The following is a 21,255-nucleotide window of genomic DNA, read 5'->3' on the forward strand; positions in this document are numbered from 1 at the left end:
GCAAGAATTGCGATTTCTGGCTTGAATTGAAAGCTTAACTGATCGCATATTGCAGCGGTTGGTGCGCTGCCGCATAAATGCTGCGCGCGCAAATTGTTGTCGTTGAAAAACGCGGGCAATACTAGCGTGAGTAGTTAATATTGGTCAGTTTGATGCATTTCTTCGAATATTGCTGAGAGATCATGACAGTTGAGATTATCGGACGCGCAAGCATTGCCCCTGGAGCGGGTTCTATCGATGAACTGCAGCTCGTACTGAAGGAGGGGCGTTGCACCGTAGGCCGTATACCAGAGGAGCGCTGGGATCTTGCGCGCTTTTGGCATCCGGCTGTGGGCATCCAGGGAAAAACTTACAGTTTTGCAGCCGGCGTCTTCGAGAATGTCTACGCCTTTGATCCTGCGGTTTTCGGCCTTTCCCAGCGTGAAGCAATGCAGATGGATCCGCAGCAGCGCATCCTTCTCAACGTTGTCTGGCGAGCTTTGGAAGATGCAAACCTGCCGATCGATGGGTTCGAAGGCCAGCGCGTGGGTGTCTATGTCGGCGCATCTTCCCTTGAATATGGCAATCTAACGCTCGAGGATCCCGCCTCGGGTAGCCCGTATTTCATGACGGGCAACACGCTTTCCATCGTTTCCAACCGCATCTCGCATATATTCGGCTTGCGCGGGCCAAGCATGACGATCGACACGGCCTGTTCGTCGTCGCTGGTAGCGCTCGACCAGGCGGTGAAGGCCCTCGAAAACGGAGAGATCGATACCGCGATCGTCGGCGGCATCAATATTCTGCTCAACCCCATGTCCTTCGTGGGCTTCGCGCAGGCGCGCATGCTATCGCCGGAAGGGCTCTGCCGCGCCTATGACGACAACGGTCGCGGTTACGTTCGCGCAGAAGGTGGTGCGGCGATCGTATTGCGCCGGACGGACGTTGCGCTGCGCGAGAAGGACCGCAGCTATGCTAGAATACATGCCGTAGGCGTCAATTCTTCGGGACGAACCAACGGTATTTCCATGCCGTCGCGTGAGGCGCAGGCCGCCTTGCTTCAGTCGATCTATGAAGGGCGCAATATCGACGTCAATCGTATCGCCTTCATCGAAGGGCATGGAACGGGAACGAAGGTCGGCGACCCCGCCGAAATCTGGGCAATCGGCGAAGTCATAGGGCGCAATCGGCGGGCGCCGGTACCGATCGGCTCGATCAAGACGAATATCGGCCATACCGAACCGGCATCCGGCCTTTTCGGGTTGTTGAAGGCTGTAATTGCGCTTGAAAATAATTTCTTACCGGCCTCATTGCATTTCGACCACCCGAATGAGTCCATCGATTTCGAGGGCCTGAACGTTCGGGTCAATACATCAACGATCGAGCTTCTTCCGGCCAAGCAGGCACGCTTTGCCGGGATCAATTCCTTCGGCTTCGGCGGAACGAACGCTCACGTCGTCATCAGTGACCCCGATCCGATCGCACCGCCCGAACCGCCAATCCGAGGCGAGGGGGTCGTTTTCGCCGTCAGCGCTCATACGGCCTCGGCTCTTTCGGCGCTGCTCGAAGACTACAAGACCCGTCTTGAAACTGCCGAGCTCAAGGAAGCGCGTCAGATCGTTGCTTCCGCCGCTGCCAATCGCGAACCCATGCGTCATCGTTTCGCAGCCCGCGCAAAAGACAGTGCAGCGGTACTTGCCGCGATCGATGCGCATCTTGCAGGGAGAAATTCGGCTGGCGAGGCTGGCGAAGCTCCGGCCCAGGCCACCAAGATCGCCTTCGTCTTTTCCGGCAACGGCGCGCAGTGGGCGGGAATGGGCATCGGCGCCTATCAGGAAAACCGCCATTTCCGGCAATGCTTTCAGTCCTTCAGCGCTCTCTTTGAATATTATCTCGGCGAGAAGCTGACCGATGTTCTGGTCGCCTCTGATCTTGCTGCCCGCCTGGCCGATACCAAGATCGCGCAGCCGCTGCTGTTCGCGATCCAGGCCTCCCTCTCGGACTGTCTCTGGTCGATGGGCGTCAAGCCGGATGCGGTCTTCGGCCACTCGGTCGGCGAAATCGCAGCCGCCTACGCAGCCAAGGTGTTGACGGCTGCCGAGGCGGTTGCAATCGTCGCGAAGCGTTCGCTGCATCAGGATTTTCTTGCCGGTGAGGGCAAGATGGCCGCCGTGGTGCTTGGCGAGGATGCAGCGCTGGCTTTTGCGAAAGCCAGGGGCCTGGACAATATATGTATCGCGGCCGTCAACGCGCCGAATTCGGTAACGATCTCCGGTCCCGCCGATGAGATAGAGGCCTACAGGGACGCCGCGCGTAAATCTCAGATCGTCGCGCATGTTCTCGATATCAACTATCCATTCCACCATCCCATCATCGACCGTGCCAGGGAGGCGTTTTTCGCAGATTTGCCCGATCTCGCGCCGGATAGCGGCACTGGGACCTTCATCTCGACGGTAACTGGCGAACTGCGCGATGGGCGCCTGCTGGATACGCAATATTGGTGGCGCAATGTTCGCGATCCCGTGCTTTTCAAGGCTGGCTGTCAGGTCGCCCTGGCAATGGGCTGCAACCTCTTTATAGAAATTTCACCGCGCCCGATCCTGTCGAACTATGTCGCGGAGATCGCAAAACAGGCATCGGTTCAGGCGATCGCAATACCGACTTTGTTGCGCGAGGCCGCCATTGATGGCCATGATCCGGTCTCACAGTCATTTGCACGGGCGGTTGCGAACGGTGCGCCTGCGCTACGCACGCGCAGCAGCGCCACGCGCAACGCCTTCGTCAAGCTGCCGCCCCTGCCTTTCGAGCCGGTGGAGCTTCGTGCTCATGCGACGACGGACGAGATCGATATTTTCGGTCGCGATCGCAAAAGCCCGTATACGCTGCTTGGCTGGCGCGCCGATCTCAATGGTACGAATTGGAAGAACCATCTCGACGCCCGCCTTTTTCCAGACCTCGCCGAACATGTGGTGGATGGCAAGGCAATCCTGCCCGGCAGCGGCTTTATCGAAATCGCCGTAACGGCTGCGCAGCGTTATTACGGGACCGATGAAGTCGAAATCGGCAATCTCGAAATCTTCCGACCGCTTGAATTGTCTCAAGACAGGATGGTCGAATTGTCCACCATTCTGTCACCCGAGACGGGAGATCTCGAGATCCGGTCGCGCGAGCGCCTCAGCCATGACGAATGGACAGTGCATGCGGTCGGACGTTGCCGCAAGCCGCTGGCGGCTGAGATGGATAGCAAGACTGCCGCGCGATCGAGGGGGGACCGTAAATCCATATTGACGTCCGAGGTGGCCTACGAAACCGCGGAACGTTTCGGATTGCATTACGGCCCACATTTCCAGCTTCTGTCGAAAGCTGCGGCGTTCGGTCATCATGCGATCGAAGTGGACCTGAAGACGGCTGCCTCACCGTCTCATCCCTTCGCCAGCTATAATCTCAACCCTATGTCGGTCGACGCGGCCTTTCACGGTCTCGTCGCATTGTTCGATCAATTTTCCGGCGACGAAACCGGCGCTCCCTATATTCCCGTTCACTTTGGCACCGTGAGAGCTTTCGGCAAGGAAAGGTCGATCGTCAAAGCCTTCATTGAGATCGAGCGTTTCAGCGCGAATTCGATCAAGGCCCGTTTCACCTTGTTCGATGCGAAGGGCAGCGCCGTTGCCGTTCTTGACGATTGTCGTTTCCGGCGCACTCAGCTGCGCCGCAGGGCAACGCTCGATTCCGTTGCATTTCATTATGAGAGCGTACCTTCGGCTCTTTTCGCTGGCGCGCGCAAATCGGGCGCTAACGTAGGGCAGATTCCGTCGTACGGCAGTTCCGGCGCGAGCCATGCGCTCAACAATGCAAGCCTTCTTCTTGAAGCCGCAGTCTATCGCGCCTGCTACGATATCGCACTAAAGGTTGCGGACCGTAACGGCGCCGTCGCATTTTCCGGCCTTCCCGGCGATGCCGAATTCCGGTCTTTCCTGGTCAATTGCCTCTACATTCTGGAGGATGCCGGCATCGCGGAGACTGGAGACGGCAAGTGGCACGTTCCCCTGGAGCCGACACTGCCGCCTGTGGCCGAGCTGCTTCAGGAAATCTATCGCGAGGACGCTGGGCGCGTGGCCGAAAGTGTTCTCGTTGGCGATGCCTATCGCGAGACGCTCGAACATTTGGCGACGATACGACCGCACGTGCTGGAACGTGAGCCTGCTGCCCAAGGGGCAAACATTCCGGGTGGGGCGACTCTGGAGCATGTGCTTGCTCATTCGCCCTTGAGCGAACGGCGGCTTTCGATGCTCGCGGAAGCATTGACATCCGCCATCGAGGCCGATGCCGGCGCGATCGCATACGTTTTGGAAGTCGGCTCGGTTTCGGCCGCTTTCAGCCGAAAACTGGCGACGATCACCGCAGCAGCGGGCGCATGTCTCGTGATTGCCGAGCCGCGTGAGCAGGTGCGCCGAGCACTGGAGATCGCATTCGAACGCGATGCGCATGTCATCGTTACCGATCCGGCCAAACTGACGGATCGCTATGTCGCGGACCTCGTGGTCGCCTCCGGCGATCAGAGCCAGTACCTGATGCTTCACAATGACGATATCAAGCGGGCTGTCCGGACGGTTGCCGCCTGCGGCGCGCGGTTGTTGCTGGTCGATCGTGCGCCGAGCGCCTTCAATGATTTCGTCTTCGGCCTTTCCGAAGGCTGGTTTGCGGATAGCTCGTCGCCGGAATTCCCCGTTGGGCGGCTCGGCACGCCGCAGCAGATCGCCGAGCTCCTGGGGAACTTGGGTTTTGCCAAGCCGCTGATCCATGAGCAGGTATTCCCCGAGGGAGCGTTGATAGCGGTATCGGCTATGTCCGAACGGCAACCGGAAACAGCTGCCGTCGTGGAGATCGCCGAGCCAATCCTGATCTTGTCGGAGCAGGGCAAGAAGGGGCTTGGCAAGCTGGGTGAGAATGCAAAGGTCATCGATCTCAGTGCGTTGTCGCCAGATATTGCCGGCGTTCTCGATGCGGTCAACCGGAGAACCAGCGGGATCGTGTATCTTGCCGGCGTGAAGCGCGGCGATGCGGCGGAACTTTCACTATCGCGTCTCTCGATCTTCACCGAACTGGCGAACCTGCTGTCGCAGAACAGCGATGGAGCACGGCCTCGACTGGTGATCTTGGCGCCCGGCGGTTCTCCGCTGTCGGCTCGCCCCGTCGATGACGCGAATGCCGGTCTGTGGGCTTTGGGCCGCGTTCTTCAAAACGAATATGATGCCTTTGACGTCCATCTGCTGGATGCCGATGCAGATGACGGGCGAGTGTTCTCCGCAGTTGACACCCTCATGACGGCGGACACGGACAACCGCGAATGGTTCATGGATCGCGCGACCGGAAAGGTTCGGGAGATCAGAGCTGCCGCAGGTCCCTTTGATGCCGTCGAAGCAAGCCGCCGGGATTTTGTCGCGGCGATGATCCGGCAACATCTGGGCGGGCGTCTGGATAGCGTCGTTTGGGAGGAAGTCGGCCTTCCAGTGCCTGACGAGAGGGAGATTGTCGTCTCCGTCGAAGCGACCGGCCTCAATTTCCGCGACGTGATGTGGGCTATGGGGCTCCTGCCAGAAGAGGCGCTTGAGGACGGCTTTGCTGGTGCCACCATCGGCATGGAATTCGCTGGGCGAATTCTTGCCGTTGGCGATGCCGTCGACGATCTCAAGCTGGGTGACAAGGTGATGGGGATCGGGCCTGCCGCGTTCTCGACCCATGTCCGTGTTCACCGCGACGGAGTGACGAAGCTCCCAGAACGGATGGACACCGTTGCGGCTGCGACCGTGCCTGTCGCTTTTCTGACCGCCTATTATGCAATGGTCGAGCTTGGGCGCATTCAGCCGGGTGAAACCATCCTGATTCATGGAGCTGCCGGCGGCGTCGGTCTGGCGGCGCTCCAGATTGCCAAGCTTAAGGGTGCCAGGGTGATCGCCACCGCCGGCACGGTCGAGAAGCGTGGCTTTCTCGAAATGCTCGGCGCCGATCATGTGCTTGATTCCCGCTCTCTGGATTTCGTTTCCGGCGTGCGGCGGCTTACGGGTGGCGAGGGTGTCGATCTTGTCCTCAATTCGCTCTTTTCCGAAGCGATGGAGCGGAGCATCGAGCTGGTCAAGCCATTCGGCCGCTTCCTGGAGCTCGGCAAGCGCGACTATTATTCCGACCGTAAGATTGGCCTACGTCCGTTCCGGCGCAATGTCAGCTATTTCGGTATCGATGCGGATCAGCTTCTGGTCAACGTACCCGATCTCACTCGGCGCATCTTCAGGGAGATCGGGCAGCTTTTCGCCGAGGAAAAGCTGACGCCGCTGCCATATCGCGCCTTCGCTTATGACGAGATCGGCAATGCCTTCCGGCTGATGCAGAATGCCGGCCATATCGGCAAAATCGTGGTGCGGCCGCCCGTTGCGGGTGTTGACAGCGTCTTGCGCGCACCCGCGAAATCCCTGCGTGTCGATGGCAAGGGTGTTTTCCTGATCGCGGGCGGCATTGGCGGCTTCGGGTTGTCCGCCGCCGATTGGCTCGTTTCGAAGGGCGCGCGCCGCATAGCGCTATGCTCACGCCGCGGCATTGCCGATGCTGAAACGAAGCAGGCGATAGCAGATTGGGCAAAGCGGGGTGTCGTTACGACGCTGCATGCCTGCGATATCACCGATGCCGCCGCGGTCGAGACGCTGCTTGCCTCGCTCCGCACCGAAGGGGCATTGAAGGGCGTCGTTCACGCCGCCATGGTCCTGGACGACGCACTCCTTGCCAATCTGACGCCGGAACGCAATCGCCCCGTTCTCGAGGTAAAGATCCGTGGCGCGGAAAATCTGGATCGTCTGACGCGAGATGACAGGCTGGAACTCTTCCTGCTGTTCTCCTCGGCAACGACCATGCTCGGCAATCCCGGTCAGGCTAACTATGTGATGGCCAATGGCTATCTGGAGGGGTTGGCGCGTGCGCGTCGGGCCGCAGGCAGGCCCGCGCTTGCGGTGGGCTTCGGCGCGATCGCTGACAAGGGCTTCCTTGCCCGCAACATCGAGGTCAACGATCTCCTCTCCAAGCGTATCGGCAAGGCCGCATTAAAGGCGCGAGACGCGCTGGAACAGGTCGAGCGTTATATGTTGGCGGACAGAGGAGATGTCGATGCGGCGGCGGTCATGATCGCCGAGATCGATTGGAATGCCGCTCGTCTGCTGCCGATTGCCGGACGTTCTCTGTTCGAGCCGCTGATGCGCCATGCAGGCAACCATCAGGCCCTCAACGAGGGAGACAGCATCGATCTCAGGGAACTGATCAGCGGGAAATCGGAAGAGGAGGCTCAGGCCGCTCTGCATGCGCTTGTCGCGGCAGAGATTGCGGCCATCCTGCGCGTGACCGAAGACACGGTGACCCCCGATGAGGTTTTGAAGGATATCGGCCTCGACAGCCTGATGGCCATGGAGCTCGGCATGAGCTTCCAGCAGAAAACCGGCTTCGATATTCCCTTGAGCGGAGTAGGCGAGGGTACGACCGTAGGCGATGTCGTCAGCCGTTTGCGTGATCGGGTCATGAATCGCAACGGCGACAATGCTGCTAGTGACATGGCCGGAGACGAGGTGGTCGAGCGCCTGGCGCGTAGCCATGCCGCAGAACACGAAAAAAGGGCCGTGCAGTGACCTATAATGGCGAACAGGCGGAGCAGAAGAAAAGCAAGTTGCTTGAGCAGATGCGCCGTGTCGGCGAATCCTCCGGCCGCAATCGGACCGAAAGGCTGAACCGGCAGCCACAGTTACAACCGCGTCAGGCGACCCGTTTCGAGGATCTGCCCGAATATAAGCGTGTCGCAACGCAGCGCATGGCAGGTGAGCTGCTCGGCGTCGCCAATCCATTCTATCGGTCGCATGATGCCGCCGCCGGCGCGACGACGCGCATCGGCGGGCGTGAGTTCGTCAATTTTGCCTCCTATGATTATCTGGCGACCAATACGGACCCGCATGTCGCCAAGCGCGCCAAGGAGGCGATCGACCGCTTCGGAATCTCGGCGTCGGCCAGTCGTCTCGTCGCAGGCGAGCGACCTGATCATGTGGAGCTCGAGCGCAGGCTTGCAGAGGTCTATGGTGTCGATGCCGCCGTCTGCTTCGTCAGCGGCTACTTAACCAATGTCGCTGCGATCGGCTGTCTGATGGGGCCGCAGGATCTCGTGATCCACGATGAATTCATTCACAACAGCGCGCTTGCCGGCATCAAGCTTTCCGGTGCCGCCCGCCGGCTGTTCCAGCATAATGATGTCGATAGCCTCGAGAATATCCTGAAGACACTATCGTCGGATTTCCGGCGCATTCTGGTCATCGTCGAAGGCATCTATTCGATGGATGGTGATATCGCCGACCTGCCGGCGCTGCTGGAGCTCAAGGCGCGCTATGGTTTCTGGCTGATGGTCGACGAGGCGCACGCGCTTGGCATTCTCGGCAGGACGGGCCGCGGCACATTCGAGCACTTCGATCTTGATCCGCGTGATGTCGATATCTGGATGGGCACGCTCTCGAAGACGACGTCGAGCTGCGGTGGCTATATCGCCGGCACGCGTGCGCTTGCCGATATTCTGAAGGCGGAAGCCGGCGGTTTCGTCTATAGCGTCGGCCTTTCGCCCGTTCTCGCCGCCGCCGCCGTCGCTGGCCTCGATATTCTCAAGTCCGAACCGGAGCGAACCGCGCGGCTTAGGCGCAACGGCCATCTGTTTCTCGACGAGGCAAAGGCGGCTGGCCTCGATACCGGCCTCAGCGTGGGGCACTCGGTCGTGCCCGTGATCGTCGGCGATTCGCTTCGGGCCGCGCAGCTTTCCAACGACTTGCTCGCCGAAGGCATCAACGTGCTGCCCATCATCCATCCGGCGGTGCCCGAGGGCATGGCGCGCCTTCGTTTCTTCATCACCTGCAATCATACCGAGGAGCAAATCCGGCGTGCGGTCAGGCTGACAGCAGAAAAACTCAAGAGCTTGAAGGACCGCAATTTCGGTCTTGCTTCGCTGGATATGGAGAAGATGATGCAACTGCTGCCCATGGCTCAAACTCCAGGCGGCTCTTAAGTTTCGGGGCGATCGTCTCATGCACGTTATCGTCACGGGAGGTTCAAGCGGAATTGGTCTGGCGATAGCCAAGCTCTATGCCGCCCGAGGGGCTCGGGTTTCGCTTCTTGCTCGCGATACCGGGCGCCTCGAAGAGGCGCGCGCTGAAATCGCGATGCTTCCCGGTGTCGACGGCGCCTTTATCCGGACGGCTTCCGTTGATGTGGCCTCTGCCGAACAGACTACCGAGGCGGTAAGGCTTTGCGAGGCGTCCTTCGGCCCTTGCGATATTCTTGTCGCTTCCGCGGGTATCGTCGAGCCCCGTACCTTCGATGCAATGTCCGCGTCGGTTTTCGATGAGCAGATCTCCGTCAATCTCCTTGGGACAGCCAACGCGGTTCGTGCTGTTTATAAAGGCATGAAGAGCCGCCGCGGCGGCCGGATCATGATGATTTCTTCGGGTGCCGCCTTGATCGGTATCTTCGGCTATACCGCCTATTGCGCATCCAAATCGGCGCTGGCGAGCTTTGCCGAGGCTTTGAGCGCGGAAGCCGGCGCTTGGGGCGTGCAGATTTCGATCTGCTTCCCGCCCGATACGATGACGCCGCAATATGCTCGGGAAATTGCGTTAAGGCCGCGTGAAGCGGAGATTTTGATGGGGGCCGTCAAGCCGTGGAGTGCGGAGGAGGTAGCAGCAAGAATCGTCCGTGGGATGGATCGCGGCAGGCAGAAGCTTCACTTCGGATTTTCGCTGACGGCGCTGGCTTACTTCGGACCGCTGATAAAACCATTGCTGTTATGGTGGTTTTCACGCAAGGCGCGAAAAATATTTGGTGACGAGGCGCATAGCGGTCTTGCCGATACCGGCAAGCAGAGCTTTGATCGCGATAAGTAATACAAAACACGCACAGGAGTTGCACCGCCAGCGAAACACGTGCAAGAGAAGGTAAGTCAGGGGTATTAGCGGCCCGTTCCTCGCTGATATGGAAATGCTGCCGAGGCAGCGGGCATTTGGATGGCGCAGTCTTGAAGCTTCACGATTTTCCAGTTCTTTTGACCCTTGCCTGCTTCGCGTTTTCCTGCGTCATCGTCTTTCTGACCGATCCGTTGGCGATGCCGGCGGCCATCAATGCCGAGAACCGTGCGAAAAGAAGCTGGCGGCGAGTAGTCTGCGACTGGGCGGCAAGAATTCCGGTCATCATCCTGATTTATGCGGCTTTCTTCGCCATTTCCTGGCGCCCGATCTACAGCACTCAGGCCGTCATCAGTTTCTTCGTCATCTTCACCGGCATATCGAGGGCGAAATTCGAGTTCATCCGCGAGCCTCTGGTATTTTCGGACATCGCGCTCGTCGTGGATGTCTTCAAATACAAGGAGATCTTCTACGCGACATCGCTGAACATCGTCTTCTGGATCATCGCTTTTGCCTACGTCTTCGGCCTCAGCGGTCTTTACATGTATCTGGAGCCTGCGGTTCTGCCGGACAACCACGGTGTGCTTTGGATCCTGCTGATGCTGGCTGCAGCCTTTACGCCATGGATCGCTTTGTTCAGCCGCGTCGTCAGCGAACCGGTCTGCCGTCTTACGCAGAAATTTCTCGGCAAGGTTGACGTCAAGAGCGATACGGTGCGATTCGGCACCTTTGCCTCCGTCGTTTTTCATTTCGTCATCTGGGTCGGTGTCCGGCGCGAGGCAATCGTCTCGGAATTATCCGAGCGTTTCATGTCGGCGCTGCAGGAGCTTTGGGAGCATGGCGAAGACGAGCCGCTCATCGTCGTCTGGCAATCCGAATCCTTCATCGACCTCAGACATTTCGGCGTCGACAATATCAAGCTTCCCAATCTCGACCGTCTGAGGGAGCAGGCCGCGCAATGGGGCCGCATGACAAGCGTCTTCGAGGGTGGCTATACGCTACGAACCGAGTTTGCCGTCTTGAGCGGGCTACTGCCCGAAAATGTGCATATCGACGCCAGCTACCCTTATTTGCGTGCCAGCCATTACAAGGATGTCGTCTGGCCGGCGCGGCTGAAAAAGGCCGGCTGGAAGACGCAGTTCATCCATCCCTACGACAAGACGTTTTTCCTGCGTCACAAGGCGTTGCCGCAGCTTGGCTTCGACCGGATGATGATGCTGGACGAGTTCGATCACAATCCCGAGCGCGATGGCCCTTATGTCAGCGACCTCTCGCTGACGAAAAGCGTGATTCGGACGATCGATGATGAAGGCACGAACAAGAACTTCCTCTTTGTCGCGTCCATGGCGAATCACGGCCCCTGGGAGCCGGGTCGCTGCGGCGACCTCGTCAATCCGGTGGACATCTACGGCGAACTCCTGATGCGCGCCGATCATGCGCTCGGCAATCTTGCCCATCATCTCGACAGGCTGGATCGCCCGGTCTGGCTGCTTTTCTATGGCGATCATGCACCCCTGCTGAAGGCCTTTGCCGATCCGTTCCCGGATCCGCGCACCGATTATGTCATCGTTCCGCTTGGCCGCGCACGCGCCCATTCGCAAAAGCCGCAGCCGCCGCAGGAAGAAGCGCCCTGGAATCTGATCGGCACATTGCTGCGCTATGCCGGCCTTGCCACCGAGGTTGCGGAATGATGCCCAGTGGGGAAGGGGCCGCGCGACCGCGCGTCTTCCTCTTCCTGCAGGGCCCATCCTCGCCTTTGTTCGTCGAGACTGCCAGGATATTGGAGAAGGCTGGCGGCCGTTGCATCCGCATCAACCTGAATGCCGGGGACTGGATTTCGTGGCGCCGCCGCAAGGCGTTCAACTATCGCGGCGACTTTGCCGGATGGCGAGCCTATGTCAGGCTTCGAATCGAAGCCGAGCATGTCACGGATCTGATCCTGCATGGGGAAGAGCGGCCCTATCACCGGGTCGCCATCGAGGAGGCGCGCCGCGCCGGCGTTGCCGTCAATGTCGTGGAAATGGGTTATTTGCGGCCGGACTGGGTGACCCTCGAGCGAGACGGCCTCTCTTCCAATTCGCACTTTCCCACCAATCCGGTCCATATTCTGAAGGCCGCGTCCAATCTGCCGGAGCCGGATTGGACACGTCGTTACAACCAGACTTTCCTGGCGGAAGCGCTTTACGATCTCGCCTATTATCTGCCGACCGTCTTTCTGTGGTTCCTCTATCCCGGCTATCGCCGGCACGGGCTCTACCATCCCTTGATGGAATATGCCGGATGGCTGAAGAAACTGCCGGCAAGCGGCAGAAGGACACGGGAAGCGCAGGGCGTGATCGAGGAGCTGATTGCGGGCGGCAAACGATTCTTCGTCTATCCCCTACAGCTTCAGACCGATTTTCAGCTCCGCGCGCATTCGCCTTTTCATCAGCAGCAGGATGCGATCCGGCTGATTCTCCGTTCTTTTGCGGAGCATGCCGCGCCGGATACACATCTCGTCCTAAAGCTTCATCCGCTCGACAATGGGCTCGTGGACTGGCGGGCCTATGTCGAGCATATCGGCGCCTCATGCGGATTGTCGCCGCGCATCCATCTGATCGATGGCGGCAGTCTCGACCGGCTGATTGTCGCCAGTCAGGGCATGGTAACGATCAACTCGACTGCGGCACTTTCGGCGCTGCAAGCGGGGAAGCCGGTCAAAGCGCTGGGAGCCGCGATCTACGATATCGATGGACTGAGTGACCAGGGGAACCTGGATCGATTCTGGCTAGAGCCGACGCAGCCGTCACCGGAACTGCGCGATGCATTTTTTCGCCTGCTGGCCGCGGCGGTACAGGTACGCGGCAACTTTTGCTCGCGCGAGGGCGCTCGCGCCGCCGCCGCGCAGATTGCCGAGAGACTGTTATTGCGAACGGTCAATTTGCCCGACGCCTACGTCGATCCGCCGCCAAGGCAGCGGCCGATAAAGCTTCATGTGCCGTAATGAAGATGCAATGGGATGAAAGAAGAATGCCGCCGCGAGGGGTCTTCAGGCTGAAATTGACAATACGACCGCTTACATATGGATTGATAGAGAACCCGGCGCGGCGATTCGACGTTGGGAGTGAATTTCAATAGCGGTTTGCCGGGAGCAAACGTCATGGATGACAGCAAGATGGAACGATTCATGTTGAAGGAGCTGCTGATCATCATAGCAGCCCTTGTGCTTGTTTCCGTGGTGCTTCTGGGCGTGATTATTCTCGGCAACTACTGAGCCGCCGCGATAGCGCGCAACCTCGCTCATCGAGAGCACAACAAAGCTGCTAGAAAATCAACTGACATTCAATCTGAAGAAGTGGTGGGCGATGAGAGACTCGAAAACTCAAATCTCTCATCGTTTAAAATTTTAATTAATTGATATTATTAGATAATATTATTATTAGATTTTACTAATTTGTGACGGCGCGACGGTCGCGATTTTGTGACGCCGAAGGAGTTTTCCACAGGCATGATCAATCGCAAATAGGGGCGTCATATACTTCCATACAGCCAGCGGTATTTTATAATCTCGCCAATTTAGGCGCAGATGAGTCGAGGTCGGGTCGCAGTGAATCAGGAAGCCGTCAGGAAAGCTGTGATTCGTCATGCTGGGGCTTTCGCGGCGATATTTGCTGCGACAACCGCCCTGATTGGCATCATCGGTTGGTGGCAGGGCGAACAATGGCGTGTAACATATTCCAACATTGCCATCCTAAACGGCGTGTATTGCATTCTTATACTATACCTCCTGTGGATCATTCTTAGCCATGACACCCCCGATTTTCTGGGGGTGCCCGTCGTCAAGGCAATTCACGACAAGAAGCTGCTTATAGTCGAAGGCACGCCCTGGTTAAGCCTTGGGGTTATGACCGCGATCTATATCAAGGATGGTGAGTATGAACGCTTAATATGCACAGGCGAAGTCGTGAACGTCCAGACTAATAGACTTGTGCAAATTTTAGTCCGCGAGAACGACGATGTTTTCGGTGATATTGATGCCGCTACAGAAAAGCTAGCTCAAACCGCCAAGGGCGCGATTCTTATCCGGCCCGGTTTGTTCAGGAGAGTAAGCCAATGAGCGATGAATACAGCGGCCTACCCAAGGTCATCAAAGTTATAGACGACTATGACCTCGTAATTAATCGAGGTAGCGATCACGGCATAGTTCTTGGATCAAGATTTCTAGTATTTAGCGCGGGCGAACAGCTTAACGATCCTGATACTGGCGAGGATTTGGGCATTTTGGAAATTGTTCGCGGCAAGGCACGTGTCGTTCATGTTCAAGCGAAGATGAGCACTTTATCCAGCGATGAATTCGCGACAGCACCGGGAACAAAGCGCGTGATTAAGCGGACGGGCGCAATATGGGCGTTTAGCAATCAAGGGTCTGTGGAGGAGATCACAGAAGGCCAAGAGCGTCAAAGGCTGGCGCTTGATATTGAATCAGGCGATTACGTGAGGCCAATCTGAGAGCAAAAGATTGCTGAATTTTAGGCGGTCCTTCGTCTATGAAAGAGGCTTTGGCCGTTGCTTTCCCCGCTCTAGTTTCGGTTTCCAGCCGCGCACTAAGCCTTTACCTAAGAGCAAGGAAGCGATTTCAAGTTGATCGCACAGGATCTCGCCTCAGAGATCACACAATAGGACGCTATTAAACGTCACCGAACGATGCCGCTCTTAAGTAGCCACGGGAGGTTTACCGCAAGTCTGGGAACATCAAGCTCATCCGTCGTCAACAGACCCTGATGTCGTAGTAGCTTTTGGATATCCTCTATGAGTGTGTCGATTCGTGGAGATCTAACATCAGAGTCATGAATTGCTAGCGCAAGTGGCAGTGTGTCACGCTTTAGGGCAGACGCAACGGAGAGGCGCCCCTCGATTCCCCTCATAATTTCGTCCAGGTCCGCCGCTGTGACCCGCTTCTGTGGCTGTCGGTCTTTATCCGCGATGACATCGGCAATTTCCGTGGGTTGTCCCAGCGATGTGGTGATGCGCCGGAGAAGGAAATTGACCATAATTTGTTCGCGAGCAGCATAAGGGATTCCGCCAAGGAACACGGTCGCATTCTCAGGCGGCGCCCCTGCGAGGGTGTCGGCGACCGCGGAGGCGGGAATGTGGTTCCAGACATCTGCTTTGGAAGCCTTTAGCGCTGTAGTATAGATCTTGTCAGTATCGGCCCCATTGTCATTCGCCATCACTGCGAGGAATTGGCGCAGCGAGTTGAGGAAGTCTTGTTGAGTCCTGTCATCAAGGAGGCGCTCGCCAAGAGTGCGCCATTCGGACGGACGCATAGCCAAAAGATCCATTTATGACCGCCCTTCAGTTGACAGGGGAATAAAATTCATAGGCAAGATATATGTCGAAATCCTCGAATATTCCACATGCGGCTTGAAGATGAGCTTCGGTTCGGCCTGGACATGTTCCAAATCGGCCCGATTCATTGGTCAGGCACCATTCGCGGCCATCGTGCCCACCAGGGTCGTAGCCAATCTCTCCACCAATACGGGCTTTGGTTTGCCCTGGCGGTAGCAAACTTGGATGACCTAACTTCCTCAGTTCGTCCTTGGGAGGTCGTGCCAAGATGGATTTGGGCAAAACGCCGATCAACGTTCCGTCTTCGTTGATAATTTCTTCGACGGCAATGTGCATCACCCCATTCTCATCAATGAGCCAAAGGATGTGACTCGTCTGTGCAGAGGGGTGGTAAAGCTTCACCGGTGCTGCTTGATCCATGTAAGATTTAAGGAACGCAGCGGTCTCGTCGTTCAAGGTCATGTGGCTCATCGGACGATAGTTAAGTTCATGCTGTGCTACTGGCCTCGCCGGCAGGTCACACGTTCCGTAAAGCTCATCCAATTCTGTCGAGGTCATGTGTCCACCCAAACACTTTGCATTGGTATCCTTTGGCACACCAAAATGTTGAGTTCAACAGCGCTGGGTTCGCCCTGCACTGGGTCGTGTGTTTACGCCTCATGTTTCTTCCACATGGCTATCATCGCATTCACTTTCGGCTGCACCCTGTAGCGGGCTTCCTTTCGCTGCACACCTACCATTAGCAGCTGATCATAGTCGGTGAATTCGTGGCGTAGGTGGTTTTGCATCGTCAGATCGACCGCGTCTGCAATCGTAGCCCCGGCCCAATTTTTCGGAGTCGTGCAGATTTTATATGCGAAGAAAGAGACGGCCACTTCCGGGCAACCCGGAAAATGCTCGCGTATGAAATACTCCACCTCATATTGGTGGAACTACTGCTTATGTCTTCGAGCTTGCCTTTCTCGCCTTCGCTGCGTGTGGCTCATCATGGACCACCCCGTAAGCGATTTTGAACGACGTAATAGATCGCGCCAGCAATGCTATCCGACCAATAGGGCACATCGCGGCCGGACCACTCGTCCGGCGACATAGATCGCGCTTCGGCGATGGTTTCTGCGGCAATGGCTATGATCTTCGACCGCATGAGGGCATTTGCTTCAGCGTGCGTGAGGCCGGTGTATTCGTTCGACATGGTAGCTCTCTGAAATGGAAAAGGCCCGCCAAGGTGGCGGGCCTTGCGACTACGCTGTCGCTCCTTCGGCCAATGCGTCGAGGATGATGCGCCGGAGTTCATCCTTGCTAGCCTTGCGCAAGCCGAGAACGACGAGGTGCTCCATCACCGTAAGGCGCAAAGCCGCTTCCAATTCGGACTTACAGGGCATGCCCGTTGCGGTCTTTAAGTCGTCTCCATACTTGGCCTTGGCGTTAGCGACCATGAGGCGAAGGCTCGGATTGAGGGCCATTTACGCCGCCTCCTGAGAAGCCTTATAGGCGATAAAGCCATTCCTCACATGAGCGAGATTATGCAGGAGCCCTCGCAACTCCTGCATGAGGAAGTCCAGTTCTTCCACCGGCTGAGGGTCGGCGTTGACAATACTGTTCACTACGTCGCGCAACATTTCGTCAATTCCGAAGCACTCATGCCCGGTGAGGTAAAGAGCTCCCACGTTGTCACTTTGGCCCTTCTCCTTCGACATCAGGTAGTCGCGGAACAGTTCCTTGTCAGTCTTCGCCATGGTATAGATCTTTCTGGCCTACGGCCTTTAATGTTGATTTGGTAGTCGACATTTCTAAATCCCTGCCGGGGCGGTTCCCGCCGCTTCCGGTAGGTATTCCATCAGGAACAAAGCCTGATCCCGTCACGTAAGGCACGGCTGATCGGATCGGTGTTTCCTACCGATCACGCTCATTTCCAATGGAGTTGTGCATGGGAACGTCCCTTGTTCGTTGCGGGACTTCCCATTTGCTACACGAAAGTATGGAAAGCAACAGGCCGGCCATAGGCGTGTTTGTCTCGCCATGTAAGTCATTGTTTTCTTAGGACAGGTTTGTTAAGCGGCGCGCTTAAGGCTCTCATTTTCCGAGCCGTTGCGGCACGAGGACGGCCAGATTCCACCTTCCTCGCCGAGGATCATGATGAGCCGCGTGCGTAGGCAATCAGGCTTGGACGGGTCGAAGGTGGCGAACAGCTCTTCAAGCTGATCGAGAACGTCATGATAGATGTCGGTCGAAATGTAGGTTTGCATTTGATTTTATCCCCCGGCTCAAAATCGAGCGTCCCATGCATGAATCATGGGTAGCGATTTGGCAATAAAGAAAATCATAAAATGCAATAAAAACATATAGTTACTTCAGTAATTCAGTATTTATTGAAATCAGGAAATAAGGTGTTTGACGCTAGCCGCCGCAAGGTCGTCATGCGGCTGCGGCCTTCTTGGCGTCCCGCCGCTTCTTGGAAGCAAGCCTGTTGCTCGCCCGTCTTGCGGCAAGACGCTCCTCTTCCGTTTCGTGGAAGGTGTAGTTACGAACGCCAGTTGCGCGCTTGACGGACTGCTGTTCTTCCTTGTTGCGCTGGCGAGCGAGTTGGCGAACCACATCATCACCAAACCAACGGCGCGGCTTATAATCTTCGCGGCCTTCGGCCGCCGCCTCTGCGGCACGCTCGGCCTTCCGAGTCTCCGTGCGGTCCAACGCGCGAACGGCCTTTTCATATGCGATTGCATTCCGCGCCTTCGCCATGGCATCAGCAAAAGGCAATACTACGGGCATGTTACCACCTCTCCGAGAGTTCGTTTAAGGTAGGTATAGCCAAAATTTGCTGGCGTGCATGAAGTCGTGAGCGCGGATATCCATCCGGCGTGTCAGCATTCCTTACGCTTATCTATATATATCCTATATATGTATTAGATACATATATACAGATACACATATATCAGACAAACAAGACAAAGGAATGCTGACACGCCTGCAACTCGCCGCTGGCGCGGCTCGCCTACGCGGCCTTCGGCCTTGTCAGCGCCTTGCGGCGCTGACCGCTTGAGCACTGTTTCCCGGAAGGTATCTAAGGAAGCTCCCGGCTGCGGTTCTCTCACGGCAATCGGAAAGACGTTTCCCGTTTCGAAGGCAGATGGGCCGGCGCGGTTGCTTCGCACCCGGCCGGTTTCCGCCATAGAGAGTCACAGGCGGGCGCGGAGGCTCCCGGATAGGGAAAGGAGACACCCGCGCCGCCGAAGCGCGCCTATGACTCGCTGTGAGTCGTTTAGCGGCTCCTCTGGTTCAAATAGTTGCCCGGCCGGGTCTGGCGGCGCAGTTCATCGGCTACGACCGAGCGCATGGTCGTTTCCATCTGCTTGCTCATCTTCTGGGCGAGATCGTTGTTCTGCTCGGGCGTGCCACCGTTAGCGTTGACCGTGACAGGTGCGGAGATGCTGATTTGCTGCACCGGAGCATTCGCATTCGCCGGCTTCAGATCACGCGTGCGGATCGCGGGCGCGTTCCCGACATAACCTCCTTCGGCGTATCCGCGAACAGCATTGAGCCGCTGGAGGTTTCGCACGCCGATGCGCCGGGTAGCTTCCTTCGTCACGACGAATTCGCCCCCATGCACAATGCCCTTTGGCTCGTGCTTCGCGCCGTCACCGGTATAACCACCTTCCGAAAATCCAAACAACTTGCCTAACAGCCCGCCAAGCAGTCCGCCGAAGCCGCTACCGCCGCCGGCAGCGTCCTTCTTCGGCGCGGTGCCGAAGAGGTTAGCTAGCGGCCCTTCGCCCATGAGCGCTGCTTGCAAGGTTGCCTTGATGAGCGTCTGCAAGAGGCTCTGCAACGCCTGTTGTGCCGTCTGTGTGCCGGTTATGACGCCGGTCAGGGCGTCGGTAAGGCTTTGGCCGAAGAAGTGAGCGGTTTCCTGCGCCTGCTGCTGCTTGTCCTGATACTGCTCGAAGGAAGTGGCCGCCGAAGCCATCCCCTGCGCAAGCTGGGCAATCTCCTGCCGGTTCTGCGCCGTAAGCGGAATACCGGCGCGCTGTGCCTGGGCGAGCATTTCCTGTTCAAACCGAAGCGCCTTGGCCCTTTCTGCGGTCATGCCAAGGGCTTGCTGTTCAGTCTTCTGCTCGTTGACGTATTCGCGGGCATGGCCGGTGATGCGGGCGTAGGCTTCAGACTGCTTTTGTGCTACTGCCGTCAGCTTGTCGATTTCGGCGGTGGTGTCCTTCGAGCGGGCGGCGCTGTCCTCGATATGCCAATCCTCATTATTGAGGGGGGAGGACAGACCGAAGGTGCCGGCGTTCTGATGAACCCACTGCCGTGCCGCATCGGAACCGTAACCGAGATCCGCCGCGTTACCCTTGTTGTGCTGACTGTTGCCGGGCGGTGCCACCCACTTGCGAGCGGCCTCCGGCGACCCATGCTTCTTGAGAGCATTAAGCCACTTCTGCCGCTGATCGGCGATATCACGGAAGCCGGAATTGATGGTGACGCTGCCCTTCAGATCGTCCGGCATGCTAGCAATCATCTTGGCAAGCTTCTGCTGGAAAGCCGACTGCATTCCGGCGATGCTACTTGCGCCCTTGCCGGTCGCCAGAATGGAAGAGAGGTAGCTTTCGGGATCGTCCGTGGCGCTCTTGATGTTTAGGGACTCGAGCGCCTTGCCACGGATTTCGTGCGCCATGTAAACGTCAGCCGGGCCGTTCGCCATGGAAACCGCCTTCTGATAGATGGCCTCGATCTTGCTCTTGGCGTCCAATTCCGCAAGCTGCTTCGCCAGTTCGGGAACCTCGCCCTTGAGCGCGCGGATTGCAGCGGCATAGCTCGTCATCGCATTGATGGCGCTCCGGGTGCTGGTGTCGGTGTTCGCCAGCGCCGCATTCAAGGCGTTGATCTGCGGGGTTGCTGCCTTCGCGTCTTCACCGGTCTTGTAGACGAAATTATCGGAATAGCCGCTGCGGCGGTCCAGCACGTCGCGGAGCTTCATCGCCTCCTTGGTCAGCTCGGCGACGGCCTGTTGCTGGCGCTCGATGTTTTGCGCGACAAAGGGGTCATCCGGGTTAGCGAGCTGATCCTGCTGGAGTTCGGCGAGCTTCCTCTTGGCCTCGTCAAGCTCCTTATACTTGGCAATGAGAGCCTTCTGAACGTTGCCGGTCGCCTGCTCTTCGACCTTGTTGAAGCTGTCGAGGAAATCGTCGGCGGCAAACGCAAGGCCAAGCACGGCCTGCTTGACATTCGTGCTGATCGTGCGGCCGATAGCATCCCACTTCTGATTGAATTCGTCGGCACGCTGGATAAGCTGATCTGACATGATGATGCCGAGAGCGTTCGCTTCCTTGATCGTCTTGGCGATGCCTTCCCTGCCACGGTCGATAAGCTGCACGAACTTTTCGCCACCTTAGCCGCCGAACAACTCATCGAAGACACGGATGCGCGCGGCCCGGTCAAGCTCCTGCGTGCGGTCGATGATATCCAGCAACAGTTCCTTTGGATCTTCGAGCTTCTTCGCAAGCTCTTGGGCCGAATAGCCGAGCCGCTGAAAGCTCTCCGCACCGCTGCCCTGTCCGGTCTTGATCCACTCATCAGCGCGGAGAGAAAGCTCCTTCATGCCATCGGCAAGGGCGTCAACGGGAATGCGGTTCTGTTCGGCGACATAGGCGAGTTCCTGAAAGTCCTTCGCCTTCATGCCGGTCATCTTGGCCTGGTCGCCGACTTCGGCGACACTCTTGGAAAGCTCCCGGACACGGCCGAGAATCTCGTCAATGCCGCCAACGGCAAGCCCGCCGACGACGCCGCCGGCAAGACCCTTGCCAAAGCTGCCGAGCGTGCCGAGCGCGCTAGACATGGCCTTTTCGATACCGGAGCCGGCTTCTGCGGCATCCTTCTGGATAGCCTTGAAATTGATTCGGCTCTTGTTCTTCGAGCGTTCAAGGTCGCGTTCATACTTCGTCAGGCGGGCTTCGAAGGTGACTAAAAGGCGCTGGCCTTCATCCATTGC

17 protein-coding genes are annotated in these 21,255 nt (G+C 57.7%); 7 read left to right on the forward strand and 10 right to left on the reverse strand.

Going from position 1 to position 21,255, the window contains the following annotated elements; translation table 11 throughout:
• The first annotated feature begins 182 nt into the window (after positions 1–182).
• The 7 genes from FHX05_RS13870 (at position 183) to FHX05_RS13900 (ending at position 14,432) form a co-directional block, all read left to right on the forward strand.
• Positions 183–7,643 (forward strand): type I polyketide synthase, encoded by a 7,461-nt coding sequence (locus FHX05_RS13870; protein WP_183872269.1) that lies wholly within the window; start codon positions 183–185, stop codon positions 7,641–7,643.
• Positions 7,644–7,693: 50 nt separating this feature from the next.
• Positions 7,694–9,052 (forward strand): aminotransferase class I/II-fold pyridoxal phosphate-dependent enzyme, encoded by a 1,359-nt coding sequence (locus FHX05_RS13875; protein ID WP_246698946.1) that lies wholly within the window; start codon positions 7,694–7,696, stop codon positions 9,050–9,052.
• A gap of 19 nt (positions 9,053–9,071) precedes the next feature.
• Complete coding sequence (locus tag FHX05_RS13880) at positions 9,072–9,926, forward strand: SDR family oxidoreductase (protein ID WP_183872271.1); 855 nt, start codon at positions 9,072–9,074, stop codon at positions 9,924–9,926.
• Between the two features lie 131 nt (positions 9,927–10,057).
• Positions 10,058–11,635, forward strand: coding sequence for a sulfatase-like hydrolase/transferase (locus tag FHX05_RS13885; RefSeq protein ID WP_246698912.1), 1,578 nt, complete (start codon positions 10,058–10,060; stop codon positions 11,633–11,635).
• Positions 11,632–12,927: a capsular biosynthesis protein gene (locus FHX05_RS13890; protein WP_183872275.1), complete on the forward strand. Its 1,296-nt coding sequence runs from the start codon at positions 11,632–11,634 to the stop codon at positions 12,925–12,927. Before FHX05_RS13885 ends, FHX05_RS13890 begins: the two co-directional genes overlap by 4 nt.
• A gap of 603 nt (positions 12,928–13,530) precedes the next feature.
• Positions 13,531–14,040: a hypothetical protein gene (locus FHX05_RS13895; RefSeq protein WP_183872277.1), complete on the forward strand. Its 510-nt coding sequence runs from the start codon at positions 13,531–13,533 to the stop codon at positions 14,038–14,040.
• Positions 14,037–14,432, forward strand: coding sequence for a hypothetical protein (locus tag FHX05_RS13900; protein ID WP_183872279.1), 396 nt, complete (start codon positions 14,037–14,039; stop codon positions 14,430–14,432). The genes FHX05_RS13895 and FHX05_RS13900 overlap by 4 nt, the downstream gene beginning before the upstream one ends.
• A gap of 185 nt (positions 14,433–14,617) precedes the next feature.
• Here FHX05_RS13900 and FHX05_RS13905 read toward each other — a convergent pair whose 3' ends face one another.
• The 10 genes from FHX05_RS13905 to FHX05_RS30355 form a co-directional block, all read right to left on the reverse strand.
• A complete protein-coding gene (locus FHX05_RS13905) occupies positions 14,618–15,265 on the reverse strand; it encodes a hypothetical protein (protein WP_183872281.1) in 648 nt (215 codons plus the stop codon).
• A 13-nt stretch (positions 15,266–15,278) separates the two neighbouring features.
• Complete coding sequence (locus tag FHX05_RS13910; RefSeq protein ID WP_183872283.1) at positions 15,279–15,830, reverse strand: hypothetical protein; 552 nt, start codon at positions 15,828–15,830, stop codon at positions 15,279–15,281.
• 92 nt (positions 15,831–15,922) lie between these two features.
• Positions 15,923–16,189, reverse strand: coding sequence for a DUF2293 domain-containing protein (locus FHX05_RS13915; protein ID WP_183872285.1), 267 nt, complete (start codon positions 16,187–16,189; stop codon positions 15,923–15,925).
• Between the two features lie 68 nt (positions 16,190–16,257).
• Positions 16,258–16,464: a hypothetical protein gene (locus FHX05_RS13920; RefSeq protein WP_183872287.1), complete on the reverse strand. Its 207-nt coding sequence runs from the start codon at positions 16,462–16,464 to the stop codon at positions 16,258–16,260.
• Between the two features lie 49 nt (positions 16,465–16,513).
• The gene (locus FHX05_RS13925; protein ID WP_183872289.1) at positions 16,514–16,735 is read right to left on the reverse strand and encodes a hypothetical protein; all 222 of its coding nucleotides are present in this window, start codon (positions 16,733–16,735) and stop codon (positions 16,514–16,516) included.
• Positions 16,736–17,008, reverse strand: a complete 273-nt coding sequence (locus FHX05_RS13930) for a hypothetical protein (RefSeq protein WP_183872291.1) — start codon at positions 17,006–17,008, stop codon at positions 16,736–16,738.
• Positions 17,009–17,323: 315 nt separating this feature from the next.
• On the reverse strand, positions 17,324–17,518 hold the full coding sequence (locus FHX05_RS13935) for a hypothetical protein (protein ID WP_183872293.1): 195 nt from the start codon (positions 17,516–17,518) through the stop codon (positions 17,324–17,326).
• A gap of 169 nt (positions 17,519–17,687) precedes the next feature.
• The gene (locus FHX05_RS13940) at positions 17,688–18,041 is read right to left on the reverse strand and encodes a hypothetical protein (protein ID WP_183872295.1); all 354 of its coding nucleotides are present in this window, start codon (positions 18,039–18,041) and stop codon (positions 17,688–17,690) included.
• A 490-nt stretch (positions 18,042–18,531) separates the two neighbouring features.
• Positions 18,532–20,640, reverse strand: coding sequence for a D-alanyl-D-alanine carboxypeptidase family protein (locus FHX05_RS30840; RefSeq protein WP_348648315.1), 2,109 nt, complete (start codon positions 20,638–20,640; stop codon positions 18,532–18,534).
• Positions 20,641–20,655: 15 nt separating this feature from the next.
• Positions 20,656–21,252, reverse strand: a complete 597-nt coding sequence (locus FHX05_RS30355; protein ID WP_246698913.1) for a phage tail tape measure protein — start codon at positions 21,250–21,252, stop codon at positions 20,656–20,658.
• Positions 21,253–21,255: the final 3 nt, after the last annotated feature.

The sequence above is a fragment of the Rhizobium sp. BK491 genome, from assembly GCF_014194925.1.
Classification (GTDB): Bacteria; Pseudomonadota; Alphaproteobacteria; order Rhizobiales; family Rhizobiaceae; genus Rhizobium.

What these genes read in the sequence shown, in the direction of transcription:
- FHX05_RS13870 (WP_183872269.1), top strand. Translation starts at nt 183, where the DNA reads ATGACAGTTGAGATTATCGGACGCGCAAGCATTGCCCCTGGAGCGGGT.
- FHX05_RS13875 (WP_246698946.1), top strand. Translation starts at nt 7,694, where the DNA reads ATGCGCCGTGTCGGCGAATCCTCCGGCCGCAATCGGACCGAAAGGCTG.
- FHX05_RS13880 (WP_183872271.1), top strand. Translation starts at nt 9,072, where the DNA reads ATGCACGTTATCGTCACGGGAGGTTCAAGCGGAATTGGTCTGGCGATA.
- FHX05_RS13890 (WP_183872275.1), top strand. Translation starts at nt 11,632, where the DNA reads ATGATGCCCAGTGGGGAAGGGGCCGCGCGACCGCGCGTCTTCCTCTTC.
- FHX05_RS13900 (WP_183872279.1), top strand. Translation starts at nt 14,037, where the DNA reads ATGAGCGATGAATACAGCGGCCTACCCAAGGTCATCAAAGTTATAGAC.
- FHX05_RS13905 (WP_183872281.1), bottom strand. Translation starts at nt 15,265, where the DNA reads ATGGATCTTTTGGCTATGCGTCCGTCCGAATGGCGCACTCTTGGCGAG.
- FHX05_RS13910 (WP_183872283.1), bottom strand. Translation starts at nt 15,830, where the DNA reads ATGACCTCGACAGAATTGGATGAGCTTTACGGAACGTGTGACCTGCCG.
- FHX05_RS13920 (WP_183872287.1), bottom strand. Translation starts at nt 16,464, where the DNA reads ATGTCGAACGAATACACCGGCCTCACGCACGCTGAAGCAAATGCCCTC.
- FHX05_RS13925 (WP_183872289.1), bottom strand. Translation starts at nt 16,735, where the DNA reads ATGGCCCTCAATCCGAGCCTTCGCCTCATGGTCGCTAACGCCAAGGCC.
- FHX05_RS13930 (WP_183872291.1), bottom strand. Translation starts at nt 17,008, where the DNA reads ATGGCGAAGACTGACAAGGAACTGTTCCGCGACTACCTGATGTCGAAG.
- FHX05_RS13935 (WP_183872293.1), bottom strand. Translation starts at nt 17,518, where the DNA reads ATGCAAACCTACATTTCGACCGACATCTATCATGACGTTCTCGATCAG.
- FHX05_RS13940 (WP_183872295.1), bottom strand. Translation starts at nt 18,041, where the DNA reads ATGCCCGTAGTATTGCCTTTTGCTGATGCCATGGCGAAGGCGCGGAAT.
- FHX05_RS30355 (WP_246698913.1), bottom strand. Translation starts at nt 21,252, where the DNA reads ATGGATGAAGGCCAGCGCCTTTTAGTCACCTTCGAAGCCCGCCTGACG.